21 protein-coding genes are annotated in these 19,114 nt (G+C 59.8%); 13 read left to right on the top strand and 8 right to left on the bottom strand.

Going from position 1 to position 19,114, the window contains the following annotated elements:
* Positions 1–14: 14 nt before the first annotated feature.
* Positions 15–530 carry an alkylphosphonate utilization protein gene (locus tag TG4357_RS10015; RefSeq protein ID WP_058262759.1) on the top strand — a complete coding sequence of 172 codons (516 nt, stop codon included), beginning with the start codon at positions 15–17 and terminating at the stop codon, positions 528–530.
* Positions 531–585: 55 nt separating this feature from the next.
* On the opposite strand, the gene TG4357_RS10010 is transcribed toward TG4357_RS10015, so the two are convergent.
* Together TG4357_RS10010 and metG are read right to left on the bottom strand one after the other, a co-directional pair.
* Positions 586–2,121: an acetolactate synthase large subunit gene (locus tag TG4357_RS10010; protein ID WP_058262758.1), complete on the bottom strand. Its 1,536-nt coding sequence runs from the start codon at positions 2,119–2,121 to the stop codon at positions 586–588.
* Positions 2,122–2,427: 306 nt separating this feature from the next.
* A complete protein-coding gene (gene metG, locus TG4357_RS10005) occupies positions 2,428–4,197 on the bottom strand; it encodes a methionine--tRNA ligase (RefSeq protein WP_058262757.1) in 1,770 nt (589 codons plus the stop codon).
* Positions 4,198–4,366: 169 nt separating this feature from the next.
* Between metG and TG4357_RS10000 the strand changes: the two genes are divergently transcribed.
* The 3 genes from TG4357_RS10000 to TG4357_RS09990 all read left to right on the top strand — a co-directional run bounded on the left by TG4357_RS10000 (position 4,367) and on the right by TG4357_RS09990 (position 6,902).
* A complete protein-coding gene (locus TG4357_RS10000; protein WP_058262756.1) occupies positions 4,367–4,798 on the top strand; it encodes a DsrE family protein in 432 nt (143 codons plus the stop codon).
* 82 nt (positions 4,799–4,880) lie between these two features.
* Positions 4,881–5,924 carry an aldo/keto reductase gene (locus tag TG4357_RS09995; RefSeq protein ID WP_058262755.1) on the top strand — a complete coding sequence of 348 codons (1,044 nt, stop codon included), beginning with the start codon at positions 4,881–4,883 and terminating at the stop codon, positions 5,922–5,924.
* Positions 5,925–6,002: 78 nt separating this feature from the next.
* The gene (locus tag TG4357_RS09990) at positions 6,003–6,902 is read left to right on the top strand and encodes a DMT family transporter (protein WP_058262754.1); all 900 of its coding nucleotides are present in this window, start codon (positions 6,003–6,005) and stop codon (positions 6,900–6,902) included.
* Here the strand turns inward: TG4357_RS09990 and TG4357_RS09985 are convergent.
* Positions 6,865–7,572 carry an NUDIX hydrolase gene (locus TG4357_RS09985; protein ID WP_058262753.1) on the bottom strand — a complete coding sequence of 236 codons (708 nt, stop codon included), beginning with the start codon at positions 7,570–7,572 and terminating at the stop codon, positions 6,865–6,867. The genes TG4357_RS09990 and TG4357_RS09985 overlap by 38 nt on opposite strands.
* 22 nt (positions 7,573–7,594) lie before the next feature.
* Positions 7,595–7,978 (bottom strand): DUF983 domain-containing protein, encoded by a 384-nt coding sequence (locus TG4357_RS09980; RefSeq protein WP_058262752.1) that lies wholly within the window; start codon positions 7,976–7,978, stop codon positions 7,595–7,597.
* Between the two features lie 266 nt (positions 7,979–8,244).
* On the opposite strand from TG4357_RS09980, the gene TG4357_RS09975 reads away from it, so the two are divergent.
* The 4 genes from TG4357_RS09975 (at position 8,245) to TG4357_RS09960 (ending at position 10,399) form a co-directional block, all read left to right on the top strand.
* Positions 8,245–8,775, top strand: a complete 531-nt coding sequence (locus tag TG4357_RS09975; RefSeq protein ID WP_058262751.1) for an EF-hand domain-containing protein — start codon at positions 8,245–8,247, stop codon at positions 8,773–8,775.
* Between the two features lie 131 nt (positions 8,776–8,906).
* Complete coding sequence (locus TG4357_RS09970) at positions 8,907–9,491, top strand: RNA polymerase sigma factor (RefSeq protein ID WP_058262750.1); 585 nt, start codon at positions 8,907–8,909, stop codon at positions 9,489–9,491.
* On the top strand, positions 9,484–9,849 hold the full coding sequence (locus TG4357_RS09965) for a hypothetical protein (RefSeq protein WP_058262749.1): 366 nt from the start codon (positions 9,484–9,486) through the stop codon (positions 9,847–9,849). Before TG4357_RS09970 ends, TG4357_RS09965 begins: the two co-directional genes overlap by 8 nt.
* Before the next feature lie 4 nt (positions 9,850–9,853).
* Positions 9,854–10,399 (top strand): periplasmic heavy metal sensor, encoded by a 546-nt coding sequence (locus tag TG4357_RS09960; RefSeq protein ID WP_058262748.1) that lies wholly within the window; start codon positions 9,854–9,856, stop codon positions 10,397–10,399.
* Here TG4357_RS09960 and TG4357_RS09955 read toward each other — a convergent pair.
* Positions 10,380–11,768, bottom strand: a complete 1,389-nt coding sequence (locus TG4357_RS09955; protein WP_058262747.1) for a diguanylate cyclase domain-containing protein — start codon at positions 11,766–11,768, stop codon at positions 10,380–10,382. The two genes, TG4357_RS09960 and TG4357_RS09955, sit on opposite strands and share 20 nt — an antisense overlap.
* A 117-nt stretch (positions 11,769–11,885) precedes the next feature.
* On the opposite strand from TG4357_RS09955, the gene TG4357_RS09950 reads away from it, so the two are divergent.
* On the top strand, positions 11,886–12,170 hold the full coding sequence (locus TG4357_RS09950) for a DUF3572 domain-containing protein (protein WP_058262746.1): 285 nt from the start codon (positions 11,886–11,888) through the stop codon (positions 12,168–12,170).
* Between the two features lie 8 nt (positions 12,171–12,178).
* On the opposite strand, the gene TG4357_RS09945 is transcribed toward TG4357_RS09950, so the two are convergent.
* A complete protein-coding gene (locus TG4357_RS09945; protein WP_058262745.1) occupies positions 12,179–12,634 on the bottom strand; it encodes a MarR family winged helix-turn-helix transcriptional regulator in 456 nt (151 codons plus the stop codon).
* Between the two features lie 109 nt (positions 12,635–12,743).
* On the opposite strand from TG4357_RS09945, the gene TG4357_RS09940 reads away from it, so the two are divergent.
* From TG4357_RS09940 to TG4357_RS09930, 3 genes are all read left to right on the top strand, one after another.
* Entirely contained in the window at positions 12,744–13,442 is a 699-nt protein-coding gene (locus TG4357_RS09940; RefSeq protein ID WP_058262795.1) for an HAD family hydrolase, read from the top strand.
* A 260-nt stretch (positions 13,443–13,702) separates the two neighbouring features.
* Complete coding sequence (locus TG4357_RS09935) at positions 13,703–14,305, top strand: heme NO-binding domain-containing protein (RefSeq protein ID WP_058262744.1); 603 nt, start codon at positions 13,703–13,705, stop codon at positions 14,303–14,305.
* Positions 14,289–15,266 (top strand): GGDEF domain-containing protein, encoded by a 978-nt coding sequence (locus TG4357_RS09930; protein WP_058262743.1) that lies wholly within the window; start codon positions 14,289–14,291, stop codon positions 15,264–15,266. Before TG4357_RS09935 ends, TG4357_RS09930 begins: the two co-directional genes overlap by 17 nt.
* Before the next feature lie 55 nt (positions 15,267–15,321).
* Here TG4357_RS09930 and TG4357_RS09925 read toward each other — a convergent pair whose 3' ends face one another.
* Positions 15,322–17,379, bottom strand: a complete 2,058-nt coding sequence (locus tag TG4357_RS09925; protein ID WP_074647096.1) for a hypothetical protein — start codon at positions 17,377–17,379, stop codon at positions 15,322–15,324.
* Positions 17,380–17,517: 138 nt separating this feature from the next.
* Between TG4357_RS09925 and TG4357_RS09920 the strand changes: the two genes are divergently transcribed.
* The gene (locus tag TG4357_RS09920; RefSeq protein ID WP_058262742.1) at positions 17,518–18,204 is read left to right on the top strand and encodes a thiamine diphosphokinase; all 687 of its coding nucleotides are present in this window, start codon (positions 17,518–17,520) and stop codon (positions 18,202–18,204) included.
* Here the strand turns inward: TG4357_RS09920 and TG4357_RS09915 are convergent.
* The gene (locus tag TG4357_RS09915) at positions 18,167–19,063 is read right to left on the bottom strand and encodes a DMT family transporter (protein ID WP_058262741.1); all 897 of its coding nucleotides are present in this window, start codon (positions 19,061–19,063) and stop codon (positions 18,167–18,169) included. The two genes, TG4357_RS09920 and TG4357_RS09915, sit on opposite strands and share 38 nt — an antisense overlap.
* Positions 19,064–19,114: the final 51 nt, after the last annotated feature.

Genomic DNA, 19,114 nt, shown 5'->3' with positions numbered 1-19,114 from the left:
GAAAGGAAATTCCGATGACTGATGCATGCGCATTCTGTGGTGCTGCCGAAACGCAACCTGTTCAGGTTGCCCCGCGTGACGATAGCGTGATGCTCTGCGCCACTTGCGCCGACGGGGTGCAAAACGGGGCCGAAGATGCGCCGCATTGGAAATGCCTGAATGACGCGATCTGGTCGACCGAACCTGCGGTTCAGGTTCTGGCTTGGCGGATGCTGCACAATCTGGATGCCGCTTGGGCGCGCGATCTGCTGGACATCGCCTATCTGGAACCCGAAGTGATGGAATGGGCCGAAGCCGGTCTTTCCACCGAACCCGAAATCATCCACCGTGACAGCAACGGCGCGGTGCTTTCGCAGGGCGACAGCGTGGTCCTGATCAAGGACCTGCCGGTCAAGGGTGCCGGTTTTACCGCCAAGCGTGGCACCCCGGTGCGCAATATTTCCCTTGTTGCCGATAACGAGGGTCATATCGAAGGCCGGGTCGAAGGTCAGCGCATCGTGATCCTGACCCAGTTCGTGAAGAAAAGCTGATCAAGCCGCTTAGAGCGAAACAAAAAAACCCGCCGGTCCGGCGGGTTTTCTTTTGTCAGATCATCAATTCGATCAGTCGAGGTCCGTCGCCCGCATTGGCGCGGTTGAGCTGGGTGACGAAGCTTTCCATATCCGCCGCTTGTGTCGCCGGAATGCCGAAGCCTTTGGCGATGGCCTGCCAATCGGTGGCGGGACGGTCGAGGTTGAACAGCTCCTGCGCTGCCGGGCCCAGATTGGCGCCCACGGCAGTCATTTCGCCTTGCAGGATCGCATAACGCCGGTTCGACAGGATCACGGTGGTCACATCCAGCCCTTCGCGCGCCTGCGTCCACAACCCCTGCAAGGTATAAAGCGCCGATCCGTCGGCCTGCAATGCCACCACGCGCCGGCCCGGTGCGGCCACGGCCGCCCCCGTCGCCATTGGGATGCCCAGCCCGATCGCGCCGCCGTTCAGGTGCAGGTAATCATGCGGTTTCGCGGTGGTGAAGGATGGCAGCAGCGCCCGCCCGAAGCTGACGCTTTCATCCACGATGATCGCATTGTCCGGCAGGTTCTGGTTGATCGCGGCCCCAAGGGATTCGGGGGTGATCGCACCGCTCAGCCGACCGTGATCGGGGGCGGCGGGCAGCGGGGCCTCTTCGGTCGCCTTCACGGCGTCGGCAATCGCGTCGAGCGCCGCCATGTGATCCTGATCGGGGCGGGTGACCATGTGGCAGGTGCAGCCCTCGGACATCGGCACGTTGGGCTTGTCCGGATAGGCGAAGAAATTGACCGGTTCGCGTGCGCCGATCTGGATGATCTGTTCCACGCCTTCCAGCGCCTTGATCGACAGGTCGACGTTATAGGGAATGCGTTCAATCGGCACCCGGCCCAGCCCGGCCTGCAGGCGGGGGATCTGCGACAGGGTCATCAGCCGTGCGCCGGTCTTGTGCGCGATGCGCCCGGCAATTTTCAAAGGCGCTTCGCGCAGCGCCCGGTTGGATAGCAACAGCACGGTTTTTTTGCCATTCGTCAGCATCTGCGCAGCGCGGTCCACCGCCAACCCGGTCGGGCCGGTGGGGGGAGCGGGGGGCAGGTAGGCGGCGATTTGGCCGCCTTCGGTCCAGGCGGTGTCCGAAGGCAGGATCAGGCTGGCCACGCCGGGGGCTTCCATGCTGGCGCGCACACCTTCCATCGCGTCGGCGGCGACGCGGGCAGGATCGACCGACCGGCGGGTCCAGACCGACAGGCTGCTGGCCAAGGCGGTGGTGTCGGCGGCCAACGGCGGATCGAGATGCACAATCGAGGTCGCCTGATCCCCGATCAGGTTCAGCACCGGCGTGTTGGCGCGGCGCGCGTTGTGCAGGTTGGCCATGCCGTTGCTTAGACCCGGCCCGCAATGCATCAGGGTAACGGCGGGTTTGTCCATCATCCGGCCATAGCCGTCGGCGGCGCCGGTCACCACGCCCTCGAACAGGCCCAGCACGCAGCGCATGCCGGGATGGCGATCCAGGGCGGACACGAAATGCATCTCGCTGGTGCCGGGATTGGCAAAACAGGTATCGATTCCAGCCGCCAGCAAGGATTGGACAAGGCTTTCTGCGCCGTTCATGAAAAAAACTCCCTCTCGTTTCCGGGGGAGTTTGCATGTTTCCGCGTCAGGGCCAAGGGCACCAGAGCGGTTTCTGTTGAAGCGGGATGCATGACGTGCCGTCTTTGCCGTTTTGGCCCGGAACAAGGCGCTATGCGCCGCCGGGCGGCGCCCTCCCTCCCCCTTGGGAGGGCGCATTGGCGATGTGGCGTACCGTTCAGGCGGCGTTCGGGGCTTCAAGATAAACTACAGACCACAAAGGTTTGATGCGCCCGCCCGAGGGAGGGCGCGACCCTCCGTCCGCGTCAGGCGATCAAGGCGATGAACCTAGTCCCGCACCCCGGCGAACCTTTGCTGCCACTCTTCGCGCTGTTCGTCGGTGATCTTGGCAAACAGCACGTCGGGCACGGTGAAGCTGTGACCGGCAGGCAGCGCGGACAGAGCTTCAATTACAGCATTCGCTCGCAATTTTTCTTCTGAGTTGTTCTCTCGGGGCCAGCCCGCGTCGGGACAGTTCAAATCCCGAAGTATTTTTTCTGAAGTGCTTGGAATGAAAGGCTTCGACAGCACGGCGAAAAGACGGGCCAAATTCAAAGAAAACCTAATGATCTCTGCCGCTGCCGCAGGGTCTTCTTTATATACTGACCAAGGTGCAAATTGTTGCAGGTATTCATTTCCCGTAGCCCAAATCGTGCGAAGGGTATGAGCCGCTTTCCTGACCTCCATATGCTGCATTTGATCTTCATACTCTGCGAGGAGTTTGGCGATACTAAAGACCAGCCAATGGCCATGTGAATCAGTTGATTTTGCTGATTCCGCAGCAGTAGCCCCGCCTTTCGGCACTTCTTCGCCGAATTTCGAGCGGCAGAACTTGGTGATCCGGCTGACGAAATTGCCCAGCACGTCGGCCAGATCCTTGTTCACCGACACCTGAAAATTTTCCCAGGTGAATTCGGCGTCCGAACTTTCCGGCGCGTGGCTAAGCAGCCACCAGCGCCAGTAATCCGCCGGCAGGATATCCAAGGCCTGATCCATGAACACGCCGCGTCCGCGCGAAGTAGAGAACTGGCCGCCGTCGTAATTCAGATAATTGAACGACTTGATATAATCGACCAGCTTCCACGGCTCATTCGAACCCAGAATGGTGGCCGGGAAGGACAGGGTGTGGAACGGCACGTTATCCTTGCCCATGAACTGGGTATAGGTCACGTCCTCGGCACCCTTGTCGGTGCGCCACCAGCGTTCCCAATCGTTGCCCTTGTCCGCATCGACCCATTCCTGTGCGCAGGCGATATATTCGATCGGCGCGTCGAACCAGACATAGAAGACCTTGCCGTCCATGCCGTTCCATGGTGCGCCGTCGAATTGCGCCGGGACGCCCCAGCTCAGATCGCGGGTGATGCCGCGATCCTGCAACCCGTCGCCGTCGGTCAGCCATTTCTTGGCGATCGAGGTGGTCAGGATCGGCCATCCTTCGCGGGTGTCGATCCAGTCCTCAAGCTGATCCTTCATCTTGGATTGCAGTAGGTAGAGGTGTTTGGTTTCTCGCATTTCCAGGTCGGTGGCGCCGGAAATGGTGGAATGCGGCTTGATCAGGTCGACGGGATCAAGTTGCTTGGTGCAGTTATCGCATTGATCGCCCCGCGCACTTTCAAAACCGCAATTGGGACAGGTGCCTTCGATATAGCGATCAGGCAGAAAACGCCCGTCGGTGGGCGAATACATCTGGGTCTCAGAGCGCTCTTCGATCAGGCCGTTTTCGTAAAGCTTTACAGCGAAATGCTGGGTCAGCATCTTGTTCGCTTCGCTTGACGAACGGCCGAAATGATCGAAGCTCAACCCGAAGCCTTCGGCGATCTGCGCCTGTACCAGATGCATTTCGGCGCAATAATCCGCCACCGGCTGACCGGCCTTGGTGGCGGCCAGTTCGGCCGGGGTGCCATGTTCGTCAGTGGCACAGATGAACATGACTTCGTTGCCGCGGGCGCGCTGGTAGCGGGCAAACAGATCCGCCGGCAGCTGGCTGCCCACAAGATTGCCCAGATGCTTGATCCCGTTGATATATGGGATTGCCGAGGTGATCAGATGCCGTGCCATTTACCGATGCCCTTCCTGCGTTTCACGATCCCTTTAACGCAAGCTCGGATGGTGTTCCAGCGCCCAGTTTGCGCCTGAACGCCGGTCCGGCAGGGTGGATAACAAAACAAAATATCATGATTTGTGCAGATATTCGGGTATAGTGAAGCTTCATGTAGGGAGGAAACACATGAAAAAACTGGTTCTCGCAGCCGCATTGGCCTGTGCCCCGTTGGGGGTCTGGGCAGAAGGTGTGGTTCACAAAGTGGCCGTGCATGTCGATGACGGCGACCCCCGGGTTTTGAACATGGCGCTAAACAACGTTCAGAACGTTGCGAAATACTATGAAACTCAGGGGGATACGGTTGAAATCGAAGTGGTCGCCTATGGCCCCGGCTTGGTGATGTTTCTTGATGGCAGAAGCCCGGTCGCGGATCGGATATCGGCAATGTCGTTGGAACACGAGCACCTCAAATTCTCTGCCTGCGCCAATACCCTGCGCAACATGAGCAAAAAGATGGGCAAGGATGTCGAGGTGATGAGCGAAGCCGTCGTGGTGCCGTCGGGCGTGGTGCGGCTGATCGAATTGCAGGAACAGGGATACAGCTACGTGCGGCCCTGATCGCAAAACTTGATACGGCCCGTCTGGTCTTTTCGACCGGGCGGGTTATCCTGCGCCCAACGCGACACGAGGGAGCAGCGATATGAAAAAAAATCCACTGGGCCGGACCGGCCTGATGGTGACGGACCTGTGTCTGGGTACGATGACATTCGGCACCCAGACCGAACCGCCCCAAGCCCATGCGCAGATTGATCTGGCGCTGGATCGGGGGATCAATTTCATCGACACCGCCGAAATGTATCCGGTCAACCCGGTGCGCAAGGAAACCGTCGGTCGGACCGAAGAAATCATCGGTGACTGGATTGCGGCCAATCCGGTGCGGCGCGCTGATTTCATTCTGGCGACCAAACATTCCGGTGACGGGGCCCATGCCCGCGACGGCGCACCGATTTCGGCGCAATCCATTCCGCAGGCGGTGGAAGGATCGCTGCGGCGGCTGAAAACCGATTGCATCGATCTGTATCAGTTCCATTGGCCCAATCGCGGCTCCTACATGTTCCGCAAGAACTGGCGTTATGATCCGTCGACACAAAACCGGGCCGACACGATTGCCCATATGGAAGACGCGCTGGGCGCGTTGCAGCAACAGGTCGAGAAGGGCAATATCCGCCATTTCGGCCTGTCCAACGAAAGCGCCTGGGGCACGACGATGTGGTGCCAGACCGCCGACAGGACCGGCGGACCGCGCCCGGCGACGATCCAGAACGAATATTCGTTGCTGTGCCGGCTTTTCGATACCGATCTGGCCGAGGTGACGGCGAATGAAGATGTCGGTCTGATTTGCTTTTCGCCGCTTGCCGCCGGATTGCTGAGCGGCAAGTACCAGCATGGCGCGGTGCCCGCAGGGTCGCGCATGTCGCTGGTGCCGGAACTGGGCGGGCGCAAAACGGAACGGGTGTTCCCTGCCGTCGCCGCCTATTTACAAGTGGCGCAAAGCCACGGGCTGGACCCGGTGCATATGGCGATCGCCTGGGCGCGGCAGCGGCCTTTCATGACTTCGGTCATTTTCGGGGCCACGACCATGGCGCAGCTTGAACATGTTTTCGACGCTGACGAACTGGTGCTTGACGATGACGTGATGGCCGAACTGGACCGGGTGCATAAACAACACCCGATGCCGTACTAGGCTTTTGGCGGCAACGGACCCCGCAGCAAGGGAGAAACCGGTCTGGTGCTCTGCGCCAAATTCCAGAAAGAGGACGTCATGATCTGGGTTCTGGTTTCCATCGCGGCGGCGGCGTTTCAGACGTTGCGTTTCATGCTGCAGAAGTTTCTCAGCATGGGGGCGGTGTCGTCGGGCGGTGCGACGCTGTCGCGGTTCTTGTTTTCCGCGCCGTTCGTTCTGGTGCTGGCGCTGGGCTATGTCGGCTGGGGCGGTGCGGGTCTGCCCGATCTGGGTAGTATGTTCCTGCCCTATGCGCTGAGCGGGGCGGTGGCACAGATCCTGGCGACTTGGTGCGTTGTGGCCCTGTTTGCAAAGCGCAATTTCGCCGTCGGCATCACGTTCAAGAAAACCGAAGTGGTGCAAACCGCGCTGGTCGGCTTTGTGGTGTTGGGGGACAGGGTTTCCCTTGAAGGGTCCGTTGCTATTCTGCTGGGTCTGATCGGGGTTCTGGTGTTGTCGCAAGCGCCCGAAGGGCAGGGCGGTTGGGCCCGTCGTTTCTTCAACAAAGGTGCCGGTCTGGGCCTGCTGTCGGGGGCGTTTTTCGCCGTTTCGGCGGTGGGTTATCGCGGCGCGACCTTGCAGGTGGGCAGCGACGACCCGTTGATGCGGGCGCTGGTTTCGCTGGCCTTTGTCACCGTCACGCAGGCAGTCGGGCTGAGCCTTTGGCTGGTCTGGCGCGAACCGGGGCAGTTGCGCAAGGTAATCGGATCGTGGCGGACTTCGGTCTGGATCGGGTTGACGGGCTTGGGCGGTTCCCTGGGCTGGTTCACCGCCTTTACCTTGCAAAACGCCGCCTATGTTTTTGCCGTCGGTCAGATCGAGGTGATTTTTTCCATCGTCGCCTCGGTTCTGTTCTTTCGCGAAAGTCTGAGCCGGCGCGAAATCGCCGGCATCGCCCTGATCAGCGGAAGTGTCCTGTCATTGGTCCTTTTCCTTTGAGGCGCAGGAACAGGTTTTCTTCTTCGTTATTCTTGAAATAGGGCACATTGGAGGGCGGCCGCAAATCATGCGCGCGGGCGGCGACTTCGGCCAGAACCACTTCGGTGATGAAGGGCAGATCGAATTCGCGCACCTTGGGTAGTGGAATCCATTGCAGATGCGAAAGTTCGTCACATGCGGCGTCGAAATCATCCAGATCGGTGGCGATTTCACCCGCGTCGATCAGGAAAAAACGTGCATCGAAGCGCCGCGGCCGGCCCGGTGGGGTGATGGCGCGGAACACGAATTGCAACGGATGCGCAGCGGGCAGGTGGCCGGTGGCGGCAAAGCTGCTCCAGTCGGCCGGTGGCGTGTTGTCCCAGCGGCCCTGCTGACCGAGGATCAGGCCGGTTTCTTCCCATAGTTCACGAATGGCCGCGACCGACAGCGCGTGGCTGAGATCTTGGGTCGTGTCTTCGCGCAACCGCTGGCGGCACACCTCGGGCATCTGGCTGACCAGTGGAATATCGGCGTCTTCGGCATCGACCGCGCCACCGGGAAACACGAATTTATTCGGCATGAACGCGGCATTGGCCCCGCGCTGTCCCATCAGAACATGCGGGTCTTTCAGCCGGTCACGCAGCACGATCACCGTTGCGGCGTTGCGGATAGCGGTCTTGTCTATGGTCATAGGTCCTCCCCGAAGGCCGGGGTCAGCGGGTTTGTCCGAAACCATTCATACGCCGGGCCCATTGAAATCCAATGAGCGCCCCCTTCAGCCTGGGCAGAAGGTAGAGCGACAATCCGACGGTGCCAATAGAGAAGATGGCAACCAGCACCAGAGGTTCGGGGCGCCAGATTTCGAACACGACAAGCAGTAGCGGTGCCATCAAATGACCGACGATCAGGATCGTCAGATAGGCCGGGCCGTCATCGGCACGGTGATGGTGCAGTTCTTCACGGCAGACCGGGCAGGTGTCGCGTACCTTCAGGTAGCCTTTGAGCATTGGTCCGCTGCCGCAGCTCGGGCATTTTCGCCGCCAGCCGCGCAAAACGGCAGGCAAGGCTTCCCGATCTTGCGCTTTTGGGGCCTGCATTGTCACCGTATGATCCACAATTTCGTCCTCGCGTATATGTAAGCTGAATATCTGGGACATCTTGAGATGAAAAAAAAGAGCGCGAATCGTCGTTGCGTCCCGATGTCGCAAAGATTGCGGCAGGAACGATCAGAATCACGCCGTTGTCACGCCTGTGTGAACCATATTACAGCGCGCGACGGAAGTGCTGAGCTGGTGCGTTGAAGCCTACAGAAAACGGGCGATGGACCTGGTTTCATAGCGAAGTTTGAATGGAGAGTAAGTCAATGAAACGTGCCTTTATCATTACCGGCCTGACCGCAATGGCCTTGGCAGGAACCGCCGTGACCGCATCCGCCTTTGGACAAGGCCATGGTGACGGGCAACGCCAGCCGCGCATCGAATTCAAGGATCTGGACGCCAATAGCGACGGCAAAGTGACCACGGAAGAAATGCAGGCGCATTTCAAAGCGCGGTTTGATGATGCCGATACCGACAAAGACGGGAACCTGAGCGCTGAAGAATTGGCCGCACGTGGTGAAAAAGACCGGGCCGACCGGATGCAGAAGCGTTTGGATCGCATGATCGAAAAGCGCGATGCAAATGGCGACGGCAAATTGAGCGTGGAAGAAATGCAGCCCAAGCAGCAAGGCAAGATGTTCGACCGTTTGGACGCCGACAATGACGGTGCGGTGTCGCAAGAAGAATTTGCCCAGATGGAAAAGCGCGGCTCCAAAGACCGTATGGGCAATAAGGACCGCGAACATCGTCACCAGCGCGATGGCGAAAACTGCGATCATGGCAAGAAAAACCGCTGAGACCCGTTCGATCAGCAATCGAAATACGGTAACCAGTTGATGTTTAACAAGCGGGGCCGGGTGCGCCCGGCCCCGCTTATTCGGTTGGATGGATTGCAAGGATTGCAGGAAAACGCTACGCCAGCGGGACGATGACTATGGCCCTTGACGCCTTAAGCGATATTTCGGACGACGCTTTGCTTGTCCTGTTCGCCAACGGGGATGCGGATGCAGCCCGGTCGCTGAATCTGCGACTGACGCCGCGTGCCTTTGCGCAGGCGATGCGGATGCTTGGAAATCGGGCCGAGGCCGAAGACGTGGCGCAAGATGCGATGTTACGGCTTTGGAAGATCGCGCCGGAATGGCGCCAAGGTGAAGCCAAGGTCACGACTTGGCTTTATCGCGTGGTGGCCAACCTTTGTACCGACCGGTTGCGGCGAAAGCGCAGTGTCGCGATCGATGCGATCCCTGAACCCGAAGACGAAAGCGCCAGTGCTGCAGACGGAATTCAGGACGCGGCGCGTATGAACGCACTATATGCAGCGCTTGATGAATTGCCGGAACGGCAAAGACAGGCAGTGGTCCTGCGCCACATAGAAGGACTGGGCAATCCCGAGATTGCCGAGATACTGGAAATAAGCACCGAAGCGGTTGAAAGTCTGACCGCAAGGGGAAAACGGGCGTTGGCGGCTATTTTGGCCGGGCAGCGCGCAGAACTGGGATATTCCGATGACTGAACGGGATTTTGACACTCTGGAGCTTTTTTTCGATGCCGCCCGGCACCGGGCTGAAGATCCGTCTGCGGATTTGATGCAGCGGGTTCTGGATGATGCTTTGGCCGAACAGCGGCTTCAACAAAGCGCCCCGGCACCGATGCCTGTGGCACGGTCTGGGCTGCTGCGGCAGTTTCTGGCGGCAATCGGCGGCTGGCCCGCCGTGGCGGGGTTGGCAACCGCCAGCGTGACCGGGCTTTGGATTGGGGTGAACCCGCCTGCAGCGGTGACAGACACTGCCGAATCCTATCTGTCCAGTGGGGCCGATAGTTATCTGGTGGACATGATGCCCGGGTTCCAGTTTGATTTGGCGGAAGGGTAAAGCAATGGACGCGCAGCAGATGCAAAAGCCGGATAAAAAAGGATCGCCGCGAGTGTGGGTGCGTGTCGTGCTTGTTGTATCGCTGGCTTTGAATCTTGCGGTGTTGGGCGTGGTGGTCGGTGCCGTGGCCCGGTTCGGGGCGCCCGGAGACGGACCGCCCGCGCGCGCGGATTTGGTCGGCGGGGCCTATACCCGTGCGCTGTCCCCGGCGGATCGCAGGAAAATCGGCCGCCAATTGATGCGCGATCAAAATGACGCGCTGCCGACGCGCAGCACGCGTGCGGGCGAGTATCAAAACATGCTGGCGGCGTTGCGGGCGCAGCCTTTCGATGCCGACACGGTGAATGCGATTTTGCAGCGGCAACGCGACTTCGGCCACAAGCGGGCCGAACTGGGGCATAAGCTGTTCTTGCAGCATTTGAGCGACATGAGCGCCGCCGACCGCTCGGCTTATGCCGACCGGCTGGAACAAGGGCTGAACCGTCATGACGGCGACAAGAAACGCCCACCTTCGGGGCATATCCGGGGTTTCAGGCTGCTGGCCGACTGAGCGTCACCTGATTGCGGCCTTCTGATTTGGCGTCGTAAAGCGCCTGATCGGCCTGATCGAGCAACATTTCGGCGCAGGGCCGGGGCTTGGCTTGCTGATTGTCGTAAATCGACATGCCGATACTGACCGTTACCGGGATCGGTCGCGGCAGGTCGGGCAGGTCGAAAGGGACCATGCCTATTGCGGCGCAGATTCGGCGCGCGGAAGATCGCGCCGTGTCGGCAGAAACGTTCGGCATGACGATCAGGAATTCTTCGCCACCGATCCGCGCCAGCAGGTCGCAGGGCCGCATCAGCCGGTGCAGGCGCTGTCCGATGGTTTTAAGAACCCCATCGCCGACCGCATGGCCAAGGGAATCGTTGATTTTCTTGAAATGGTCGATGTCGGCCAGCATGACGGCCATCGGCTGTTGCGTGGTCACCGATGTTTCGACCAGCTTGCCCAGTTGCGGCAGCGCATAGCGGCGGTTATAGAGGCCGGTCAACGGGTCCAGCAAAGCCGCGCGCAGCCCGTCGCGCACCGAATGGTGCAACCGGTCGGCAAGATGTTTGCGCCGTGCCAGCTTGGTCAGGCGCAACACCGCTTCGTCGGCATCGAACCCGTTAAGCAAGACATCGCTGGCCCCCAGATCCAGCGCGTCAGCCGCCAATGTGTTGTTGCCGTTCCCGATCACGGCCAGGAACATTGTGCGGCGCATTGCCGGCTGAGCATGAAGCCCGGCCAACAACGACAAGCCGCTTTCGGTGTTCTGGCTGCTGATGCCGATCACCAGAATATCAGGCACGCCCTGATCTTCGATGTCGCGCATCAGGCTGCGCGGGGTGTGGCAGGTGACTTTGTGACGTGGATGCAGCCGCAAGGGTTTCATCCACGTCATCGCACACGCGTAGTCTTCGGTCACCACACCGACGCGGAGCGCTGGCAAATAGGGGGCGGCGGAATCGCCGAAGCCAAGCGACCGTTTGGTGTTTTCGCGCAGATACAGGTCTTCGGCGCTGTTGCGGCCGCGGATCAGGGCCCGAACCTGGGCAAACAGATATTGGTCGTTGAACGGGTGAAACAACACCTGGTCCGCACCGCAGCCCAGCCCGGTAATCAGCGCCGACTGGTTGGCAAACGGCAGGATCAACACGACTGGCCGGTCGCCTCCGCCTTCTATAATTTTGATTTTTTTGCAGAAAAATTCGCCCGTCATGTCGGGCAAAGCGGCGCTGACCATGACCAGATCAGGCTGTTCGCGTTCGACGATTGCCATCGCTTCGGCACCGCTACCGGCCTGAAGAACGGTATAAAAGGCCGCAGACAATTTGGCCCGCAGAACGATCCTGTTGGTCGAAATCCCATCAACGATTAAAATCTTGCTAGGCATAACCGGGCCTATTGCTAAAAGCCGTCCGGAACGGTCGGCAAAATACCGTTTCTTGTCTTCAACAGTCTTTCGTGACAATGGTTAAGAAACCGTTGCCTTCAGATTAAGACATTGAATATGACACTCAGTTCCCAAGCTGCCGAAACCATCGCATTGCGGGCTTTGGGGTGGCTTGTCGGCAATGATGACCTGTTGCCGGTTTTCATGGGGGCGACAGGGGTTTGCGCTGATGATCTGAAGCAGAATGCGACCGACCCTGACATGCTTGGGTCGGTTCTGGATTTCCTGTTGATGGATGATGCTTGGATCATAGCCTGTTGTACGGCGCTGGAATTGCCCTATGAAAAGCTGATGCAGGTCCGTGCGGCATTGCCGGGTGGGCAGCAGCAGCACTGGACCTGAACGCCCGGTCAAAGCGTTTTCAGCGGACCTTCAAGGGCGGTGGATAGCTTCAACAGTAGCCGTTCAAGTTCAGCCTCTTCTGTGGGGGACAGGGCCGCGGACAGCGCGGCGGCATTTTCACGGGCAAATGGCGTGCCCTTGCGGATCAATCCACGGCCTTTATCGGTCAGTATCACATGCCGGGTACGCCGGTCTTGGGTTCCATTCGACCGGGCCAAAAGACCGTCGGCTTCCATGACCCGCAAAGCGCGCGAGGTGGCAGTGCGATCTATCCCGATGAATTTAGCGATTTCAGAGGGTTGTGCCAAATTTTCATTGCCCGCCGCCAGCAGGATGCACCAGGTTGTGCGGGTCAGGCCGAGCGTTTTCAAATTCTCGTCCAGCTGTCTTTCCTGAAGACGCGCAGCAATGGATAAATGGTATCCAAGCGAGTGATGCAGGCGGTAGCGGGTATCATTTTTCATAGCGATTCACCCCACCGGATCGGCGACCGGAAGTCAAGCAATGGGCGGCTTGTTTTTCGGCGCGGCCCGGGGCAGCTTGGCGGGGAAAAGCGCAGGATCGGATGACGGCATGAAAATCGCAGGGATATTGTTCGACAAGGATGGCACTCTGTTCGATTTCAGGGCGACTTGGGATGTCTGGGCGGCTGATCTGATCGCGGAATTGGCGGCGGGTGACAATGGTGTGGCACAGAGGATCGCCGAGGCGATCGCTTTCGACCTCGTCAGCAAGCAGTTTTTACCGCACAGCCCGGTGATCGCCGGCACCAATCGTGAAGCCGCCGAATGCGTCGGTTCCGCTTTGCCGCTACGCAGCGTGGAAGATTTGGAAATCGTGCTGATCGACCGCGCCGCCAATGCGCCTTTGGCCCCGGCCGTGCCTTTGTTGGCCTTCATGGACGGGCTGGCCGCGCGCGGTTTGGCGCTGGGGGTGATGACCAACGATTCTGAACAGGCGGCGCGGGCGCATCTGAGCCATGCGGGGATCGAACGCAGGCTGGATTTCATTGCCGGTTTCGACAGCGGTTTCGGCGCAAAACCTGCGCCCGGACCTTTGTTGGCGTTTGCGTCCCAGACCGGTCTGGCACCGGAAAGCGTGGTCATGGTGGGCGATAGCACCCATGATCTGTTGGCCGGGCGGCGCGCGGGAATGCGGACCTTGGGCGTGTTGACCGGAGTTGCGCAAGCCGAAGAACTGTTGCTGCTGGCCGATGCGGTACTGCCCGATATCGGGCATATTCCGACTTGGCTGGACGGGCAGGCGGCCTAGCGGCGCGTGTCGCCGGATACTGACGCTTTGCATCAATACCCTGCCGGGATCGGCCGATTTCGACCACAATCGGGCAGAGTTTCACCCGCGCAGTACGGATTTCGGACCTGATCGCGATCGCCTGTCAAATGTCGGCAGCGTCTTGTCGGGCCTGTCCGGTTTTTTGCCGCAGAATGAATATAGAAAACCTATTCAGGTTCGCGAATTCTTAAGCCTTTGTCTGCCAGACTGAAAACATGGAAGTAAAAGGCGGCTCAGCTATGCACGGATTGATAAACCGCGCTCTTCAGTGTTTTGTGCGTGACACTTATGGTGAAGACAGGTGGTTGGATGTTGCTCGCGCGGCCGGACTCGATCCGCCCCGCTTCGAATCGATGTTGACCTATGATGACGCACTGTTTCGTGATGCTCTGGCGGCGCTCAGCCGATCGCTTGGCAAGCCGGAAGACGACGTGATGGAAGATGTCGGTACATATCTGGTGTCCCACCCGAATGTCGAAGCGTTGCGCCGATTGTTGCGCTTTGGCGGTGTGACGTTCGAAGAATTCCTGCAATCGCTTGACGATCTGCCGGAACGGGCGCGGTTGGCGGTGCCTGATCTGGACCTGCCACAACTGGAATTGCGGGAATGCGGTCCTGACCACTATTGTTTGAACTGTAGCAGCCGCCAACCGGGGTTTGGGCATGCAATGCTGGGGTTGTTGCGCACCATGGCCGATGATTACGGTGCGCTGGTCATTCTTGACATTGAACCCCAAGCGCCGGGTGTTGACGTGATTTCGATCTCTCTGGTGGAAAGCGCTTTTGCACAGGGACGCAGTTTCGATCTGGGCGCGCGGGGGATCAATGCCGACGACTTGTGAAATACATCTTGCGCAGCTCTTGGATACGCTGGTCCCGATGCATTTGCAGTTGGACACTGACGGGTTGATCACCCATGTCGGTCCAACCTTGGCAAAGCTTCGACCGGGTGTCGCCCTCGGTGGGATGTCGGTGTTCGATCTGTTCGACATTCAGCGCCCAAGCAATATCGGCACGATGGCGGCGCTGAGAACGCAGGCGGGTGCGAAACTGCATCTGCGGTTCCGTTCACCCCCTTGCACCGCGTTGAAAGGGGTGCTGTCGCCATTCGGGGACAGGGTGATCCTAAACCTGTCTTTTGGGATTTCGGTGCAGGACGGAATCCGCGATTACGCGCTGACCGCGTCCGATTTCGCCCCGACCGACATGACCGTTGAAATGCTGTATCTGTTCGAAGCGAAATCGGCGGCTATGGATGCCAGCCGCAGGCTGAATGCGCGGTTGCAAGGGGCCAAGATCGCGGCCGAGGAACAGGCATTTACCGATACTTTGACCGGGTTGAAAAACCGCCGCGCGATGGATCACGTGCTGGCCCGGCTGACCGAAAGCCGGGCGGCGTTTGCTTTGCTCCATCTGGATCTGGATTTTTTCAAGCAGATCAACGACACGATGGGGCACGCTGCGGGGGATCGGGTGTTGCAGAAGGTGGCGCGGATCATGGTCGAACTGACCCGGCAACAGGATACGGTGGTGCGTTATGGCGGGGACGAATTCGTGTTGATCCTTGCCGGCCCGACCGACAAGCAAGTGTTGCAATCGGTGGCGGAACGGCTGATTGCACGGCTGGAACAACCGATCCTGATCGATGGCCAACCCTGTGCGGTTTCGGCCAGTATCGGCATCGTCAGATCGGTTGATTATGACCGGCCGGACCCGATCCAGATGCTGTCGGACGCCGATGCCGCACTTTACGTTTCCAAGCGCGGTGGCCGGGCGCAGCTGCATTTTCATGGGGCAGAATAAAAAACACCCGGCGGGGGCCGCCGGGTGTCTGGATATTGCAAACCGTGGCGTGAAATCAGCCAGCGGCGCGGTTTTTCGGTTTGAACCCGATTTGGTCGGAAACCGTGAACCGGCCACCTTGCAGCTTTTCGATCTTGCCCTGGCGCAGCAACTGCCCGAAAGAGCGCAGCCCGTCTTCGCGGCTGAAGGCGTTTTCTTCGACCTGGCGGGCCTTGTTCATCAGCTGCGGGCGCGAAAACTGTTCGTGACCTTCAACATAAGACAGATAGGCCGCCGCCGCTTCCAGCAGATCGGGCAGCTTTTCCGCCCCCATTGCTTCGGCGAATTCTGCAAAGCTTTTATAATCCGAGATCGCGGCCTGATTGGCGGATGTATCGGCGGCCGGTTTCAGCGAAACGCGGCGCGGCTTGATCGTGATCGCGGCCGCGGCGGGGGCCGTTTCGGCAGGTGCGTCGATACGTTGTGACGCGACCAGCTTCAGCGGTGCCGGGCGCGGGGATTCGGGCCGTTCGGCATGGGTTTGCGGACGGACGGGGCGGCGCGGGCGCACAACGCTTTCCAGATCGTCGCGGAAGGCGTCGACGCTGTCGTCGCCTCGGTTCAGGCCGCCACCCGCTTCGGTTTCGGCGCGGGTTGCTGCGACGGCGGCGCGCAGATGCGCGATGGCGTTGCGCCGATGCGCCCCTTCGGGGTTGTCCATTTCCGACTGGGTCTTTTCCATCAGCCGCGAAACATCGGGTTCCTCCAACTGGGCGCGACCGGGTTCTTCCGGTGCGGTTTCTTCTTCGGGGGCGTCTTCTGCGGCAAAGATCGAACGCACATCATCCGCTTCGAGCTCTTCTTCATCTTCGGCGAATTCGGCTTCAACTTCGGCCAGTTCGCGCAGCAGGTCGGCTTCTTCTTCCGGGCTGAGCGAACTTTCGGGTTCGTCTTCCTGAATGTCGGTATGTTCTTCCAGATGGCCGCTTGAAAGTGCCGCTTCGAAATCGCTGCGCTTCATTTTCAGCACCCGGACCGGGCGGGCCGGTTGCGCGGCGGCTTGTTCGGGCGCAATTTCTTCTGGTGCGGAAACTTGCGTCTCGGCGGCGTTTTCTACGGGCCCTTCGGGGGCTTTCGCCGTTTCCGCTTCGGGCTGTTGGTCCCGTTGTTCCGGCGCGGTTTCGTCCCCGGCGATGTCTTCCGGTTCAGCTTTGGCCTCAGCGGCGGCTTCCTCCGCATCGGTTTTAGCCCGGGCGACCGCATCGAGGATCGAAGAATAATTTTCTTCCTCGACGTCTTCGGCGGCCAGTTCGGCCTGATCGTCGGCTTCGATCACTTCTTCGATTTCGTTGGCCGCGGCGGCGATGAAATCATCGGCATGTTCGTCTTCGGTATAGTCGGTTTCGACGGTCTGAACCGTTCCGCGCGATACCACGGCACGGATGCGCTGCAATTTGGCGGCGACGCTGCTGTCATCGAGCAGACTGACAGCAGCGTCGGCACTGGGCGCAGCCGGAAGGGGTTCCGGTTCGGGCTGCGCCGGTTCGGCAATGGTTTGGATCGGGGCGGTTTGTGGCGCGGCCGCGCCATCGGTTGCGACCGCGTCCGCTTCGGGGATATCTGGAACGGTGGCTTCGGCCACGTCTTGCGTGACCTCCGGTGCGGCGGTTTCCGGGGTCGCAACGGTGTCCACGATCGGGTCAATGTCGGCAATGTCAGACGCGTCGGCGATTTCTTCTTCGTCGGCTTCAACCGGGGCTGCTGCGTCCGCAGGCGTGTCGATTTCGGCCTCGGCCTGGGGTGATCCAACCGGTTCCGGCGCAGGCGCTGGTTCTGCGGCAACTTCTTGCGCTTTCGGTTCGGCCACCGCATCGGGTTTGGCTTCGGCGGTCAGGATGAAGCCGCCGCTTTCTTCGCGGGCTTGAACCCTACGGGCGATTTCGCGTTCAGCGATCCGGGCCAGCATTTCCGCATCCGGCGTCGGCGGTTCGGCTCCGAAATACCGGTCATCCGACGCCAAGTCGCGGAAATATTCCGCAATCGCTTTCATCGTGTCGAAGGAGTCATCGAATCCTTCCAACGTGCATGAGAACGTGCCGTAGGAAACGGTCAAAACTTTACTGTTGGAAACCATTGGTACTCGCCTTCCTTTGCCTCTGACTTCGATGTTTACCATGCACAACCCGCCAAAAGCTGATCGAATCTTAGATAATTACCGTATCATTTTGTGTCGATATTGTGATCCGTTTCCATTCCGGGCAGTAATCACCTTATGTCAGATGCTATTGTTCGTTCGTCTTCACCTATTACGCTGATTGGTGCAGGAAATGTGCCGCCCGGCGCTTTGGCGGCTTCATTAACCATGGCCCCCGGAATCGTCTGTGCCGATGGCGGCGCGGATGTGGCGCTGGCCAAAGGGTTGGACCCATTGGCGGTGATTGGCGATTTCGACAGCCTGTCAGACCGGGCGCGTATGGCGATTGCGCCCGACCGGCTGCATCCGATTGCCGAACAAGACAGCACCGATTTCGACAAATGCCTGCGCCATATCGCGGCGCCGCTGGTGCTGGGCATCGGGTTCGATGGCAGCCGGATCGATCATCAATTGGCGGCGTTCAATGCATTGGTGCGACACCCCGACCGGCGCTGCATCCTGCTGGGGGGTGAAATGATCACATTTGTCGCCCCGCCCGAACTGCGCGTTGATCTGCCGGTGGGAACCTTGCTGTCGCTGTTTCCGATGGCACGGGTCGAAGGACGCTCAAACGGGTTGCGCTGGCCGATCGAAGGGTTGCAATTCGCCCCCGACGGGCGGGTTGGCACATCGAACGAAGTCTGCGGCCCGGTGCATCTGTGGCTCGATGATCCGAAGATGCTGGTGATGCTGCCGCTATCGGCCTTGCCGCAGGCAGCGGCGGCGGTCATGGCTGCGCCAGCATGGCCCGTTCGCGCAGAATGATGTAAATTCCCGCGCTGACCGAAATGGTGATGCCAAGTGCGGCCAATCCGTTCGGCAGGTCGGAAAATATCAACCAGCCTGCAAAGGTCGTGACCGGCAACTCCACATACTGGATCGGGGCCAGCGTGGTGGACGGGGCATAACGCAGTGACCATGTCATCAAAAGATGCGCCAAGGTTCCGATTGCCCCCATTCCCGCCAGCAGCATCCATTCGGTGGCATTCGGGGCGGTCAGATCCGCCGCCGGTCCGGCCCAAAGGTAATAGCCACCCAGCACCGGCAACAGGATCAGCACCGCCATGCCGCCCGAAACGACCTGTAGGGCCATCGGGTCGATATCCTTGGACACCGACCGGGTGATCAGGATGAAAAAGGCGAAGTTGACCGCCACCGCCAAAGGTAGAAGGGCAGGCCAACCCACCTGCTGAAAACTCGGCTGGACAATCAGCAAGGTGCCCGCGAAGCCGACCGCGCAGGCGGCCAGGCGGCGCGGGCCGACTTCTTCGTGCAGGATGAATTTGCCTAGCAGCAGCATCAGGAAGGGCAGGACGAAGGCGATGGCGATGGCATCGGCCAGCGGTAACACCCTGAGCGCCGCGACCATCAAGCCGATGCCGAGGATGTGCAGAACCGTGCGCATCAGCGATAGGCGCAATACGCGTGGGGTGAAGGACCAGGTGCGGCGGGTCAGTGCCACCAGCGGCAGCAGGATTACCATTTGCGCCACGAACCGGAACAGCACGATCAAGCTGATCGGCAGGGTTTGCCCCAGAATCTTGGCGATGGCATCGGCAAACGGTGCCAAGGCGGAAAAGCAAAGCATCAAGGCGATGCCGAGAAGGGGGCGATCAGGTGACATCGGCGCAGATTAGAAACCGATCCGGGCGGTGGCAATGCCGTAGAAATCCGG

This window comes from Thalassovita gelatinovora (assembly GCF_001458355.1).
GTDB classification, from domain to species: Bacteria; Pseudomonadota; Alphaproteobacteria; order Rhodobacterales; family Rhodobacteraceae; genus Thalassobius; species Thalassobius gelatinovorus.
Note: the sequence above shows the minus strand (reverse complement) of the source record. Positions and strands in the feature narration are given on the sequence as shown.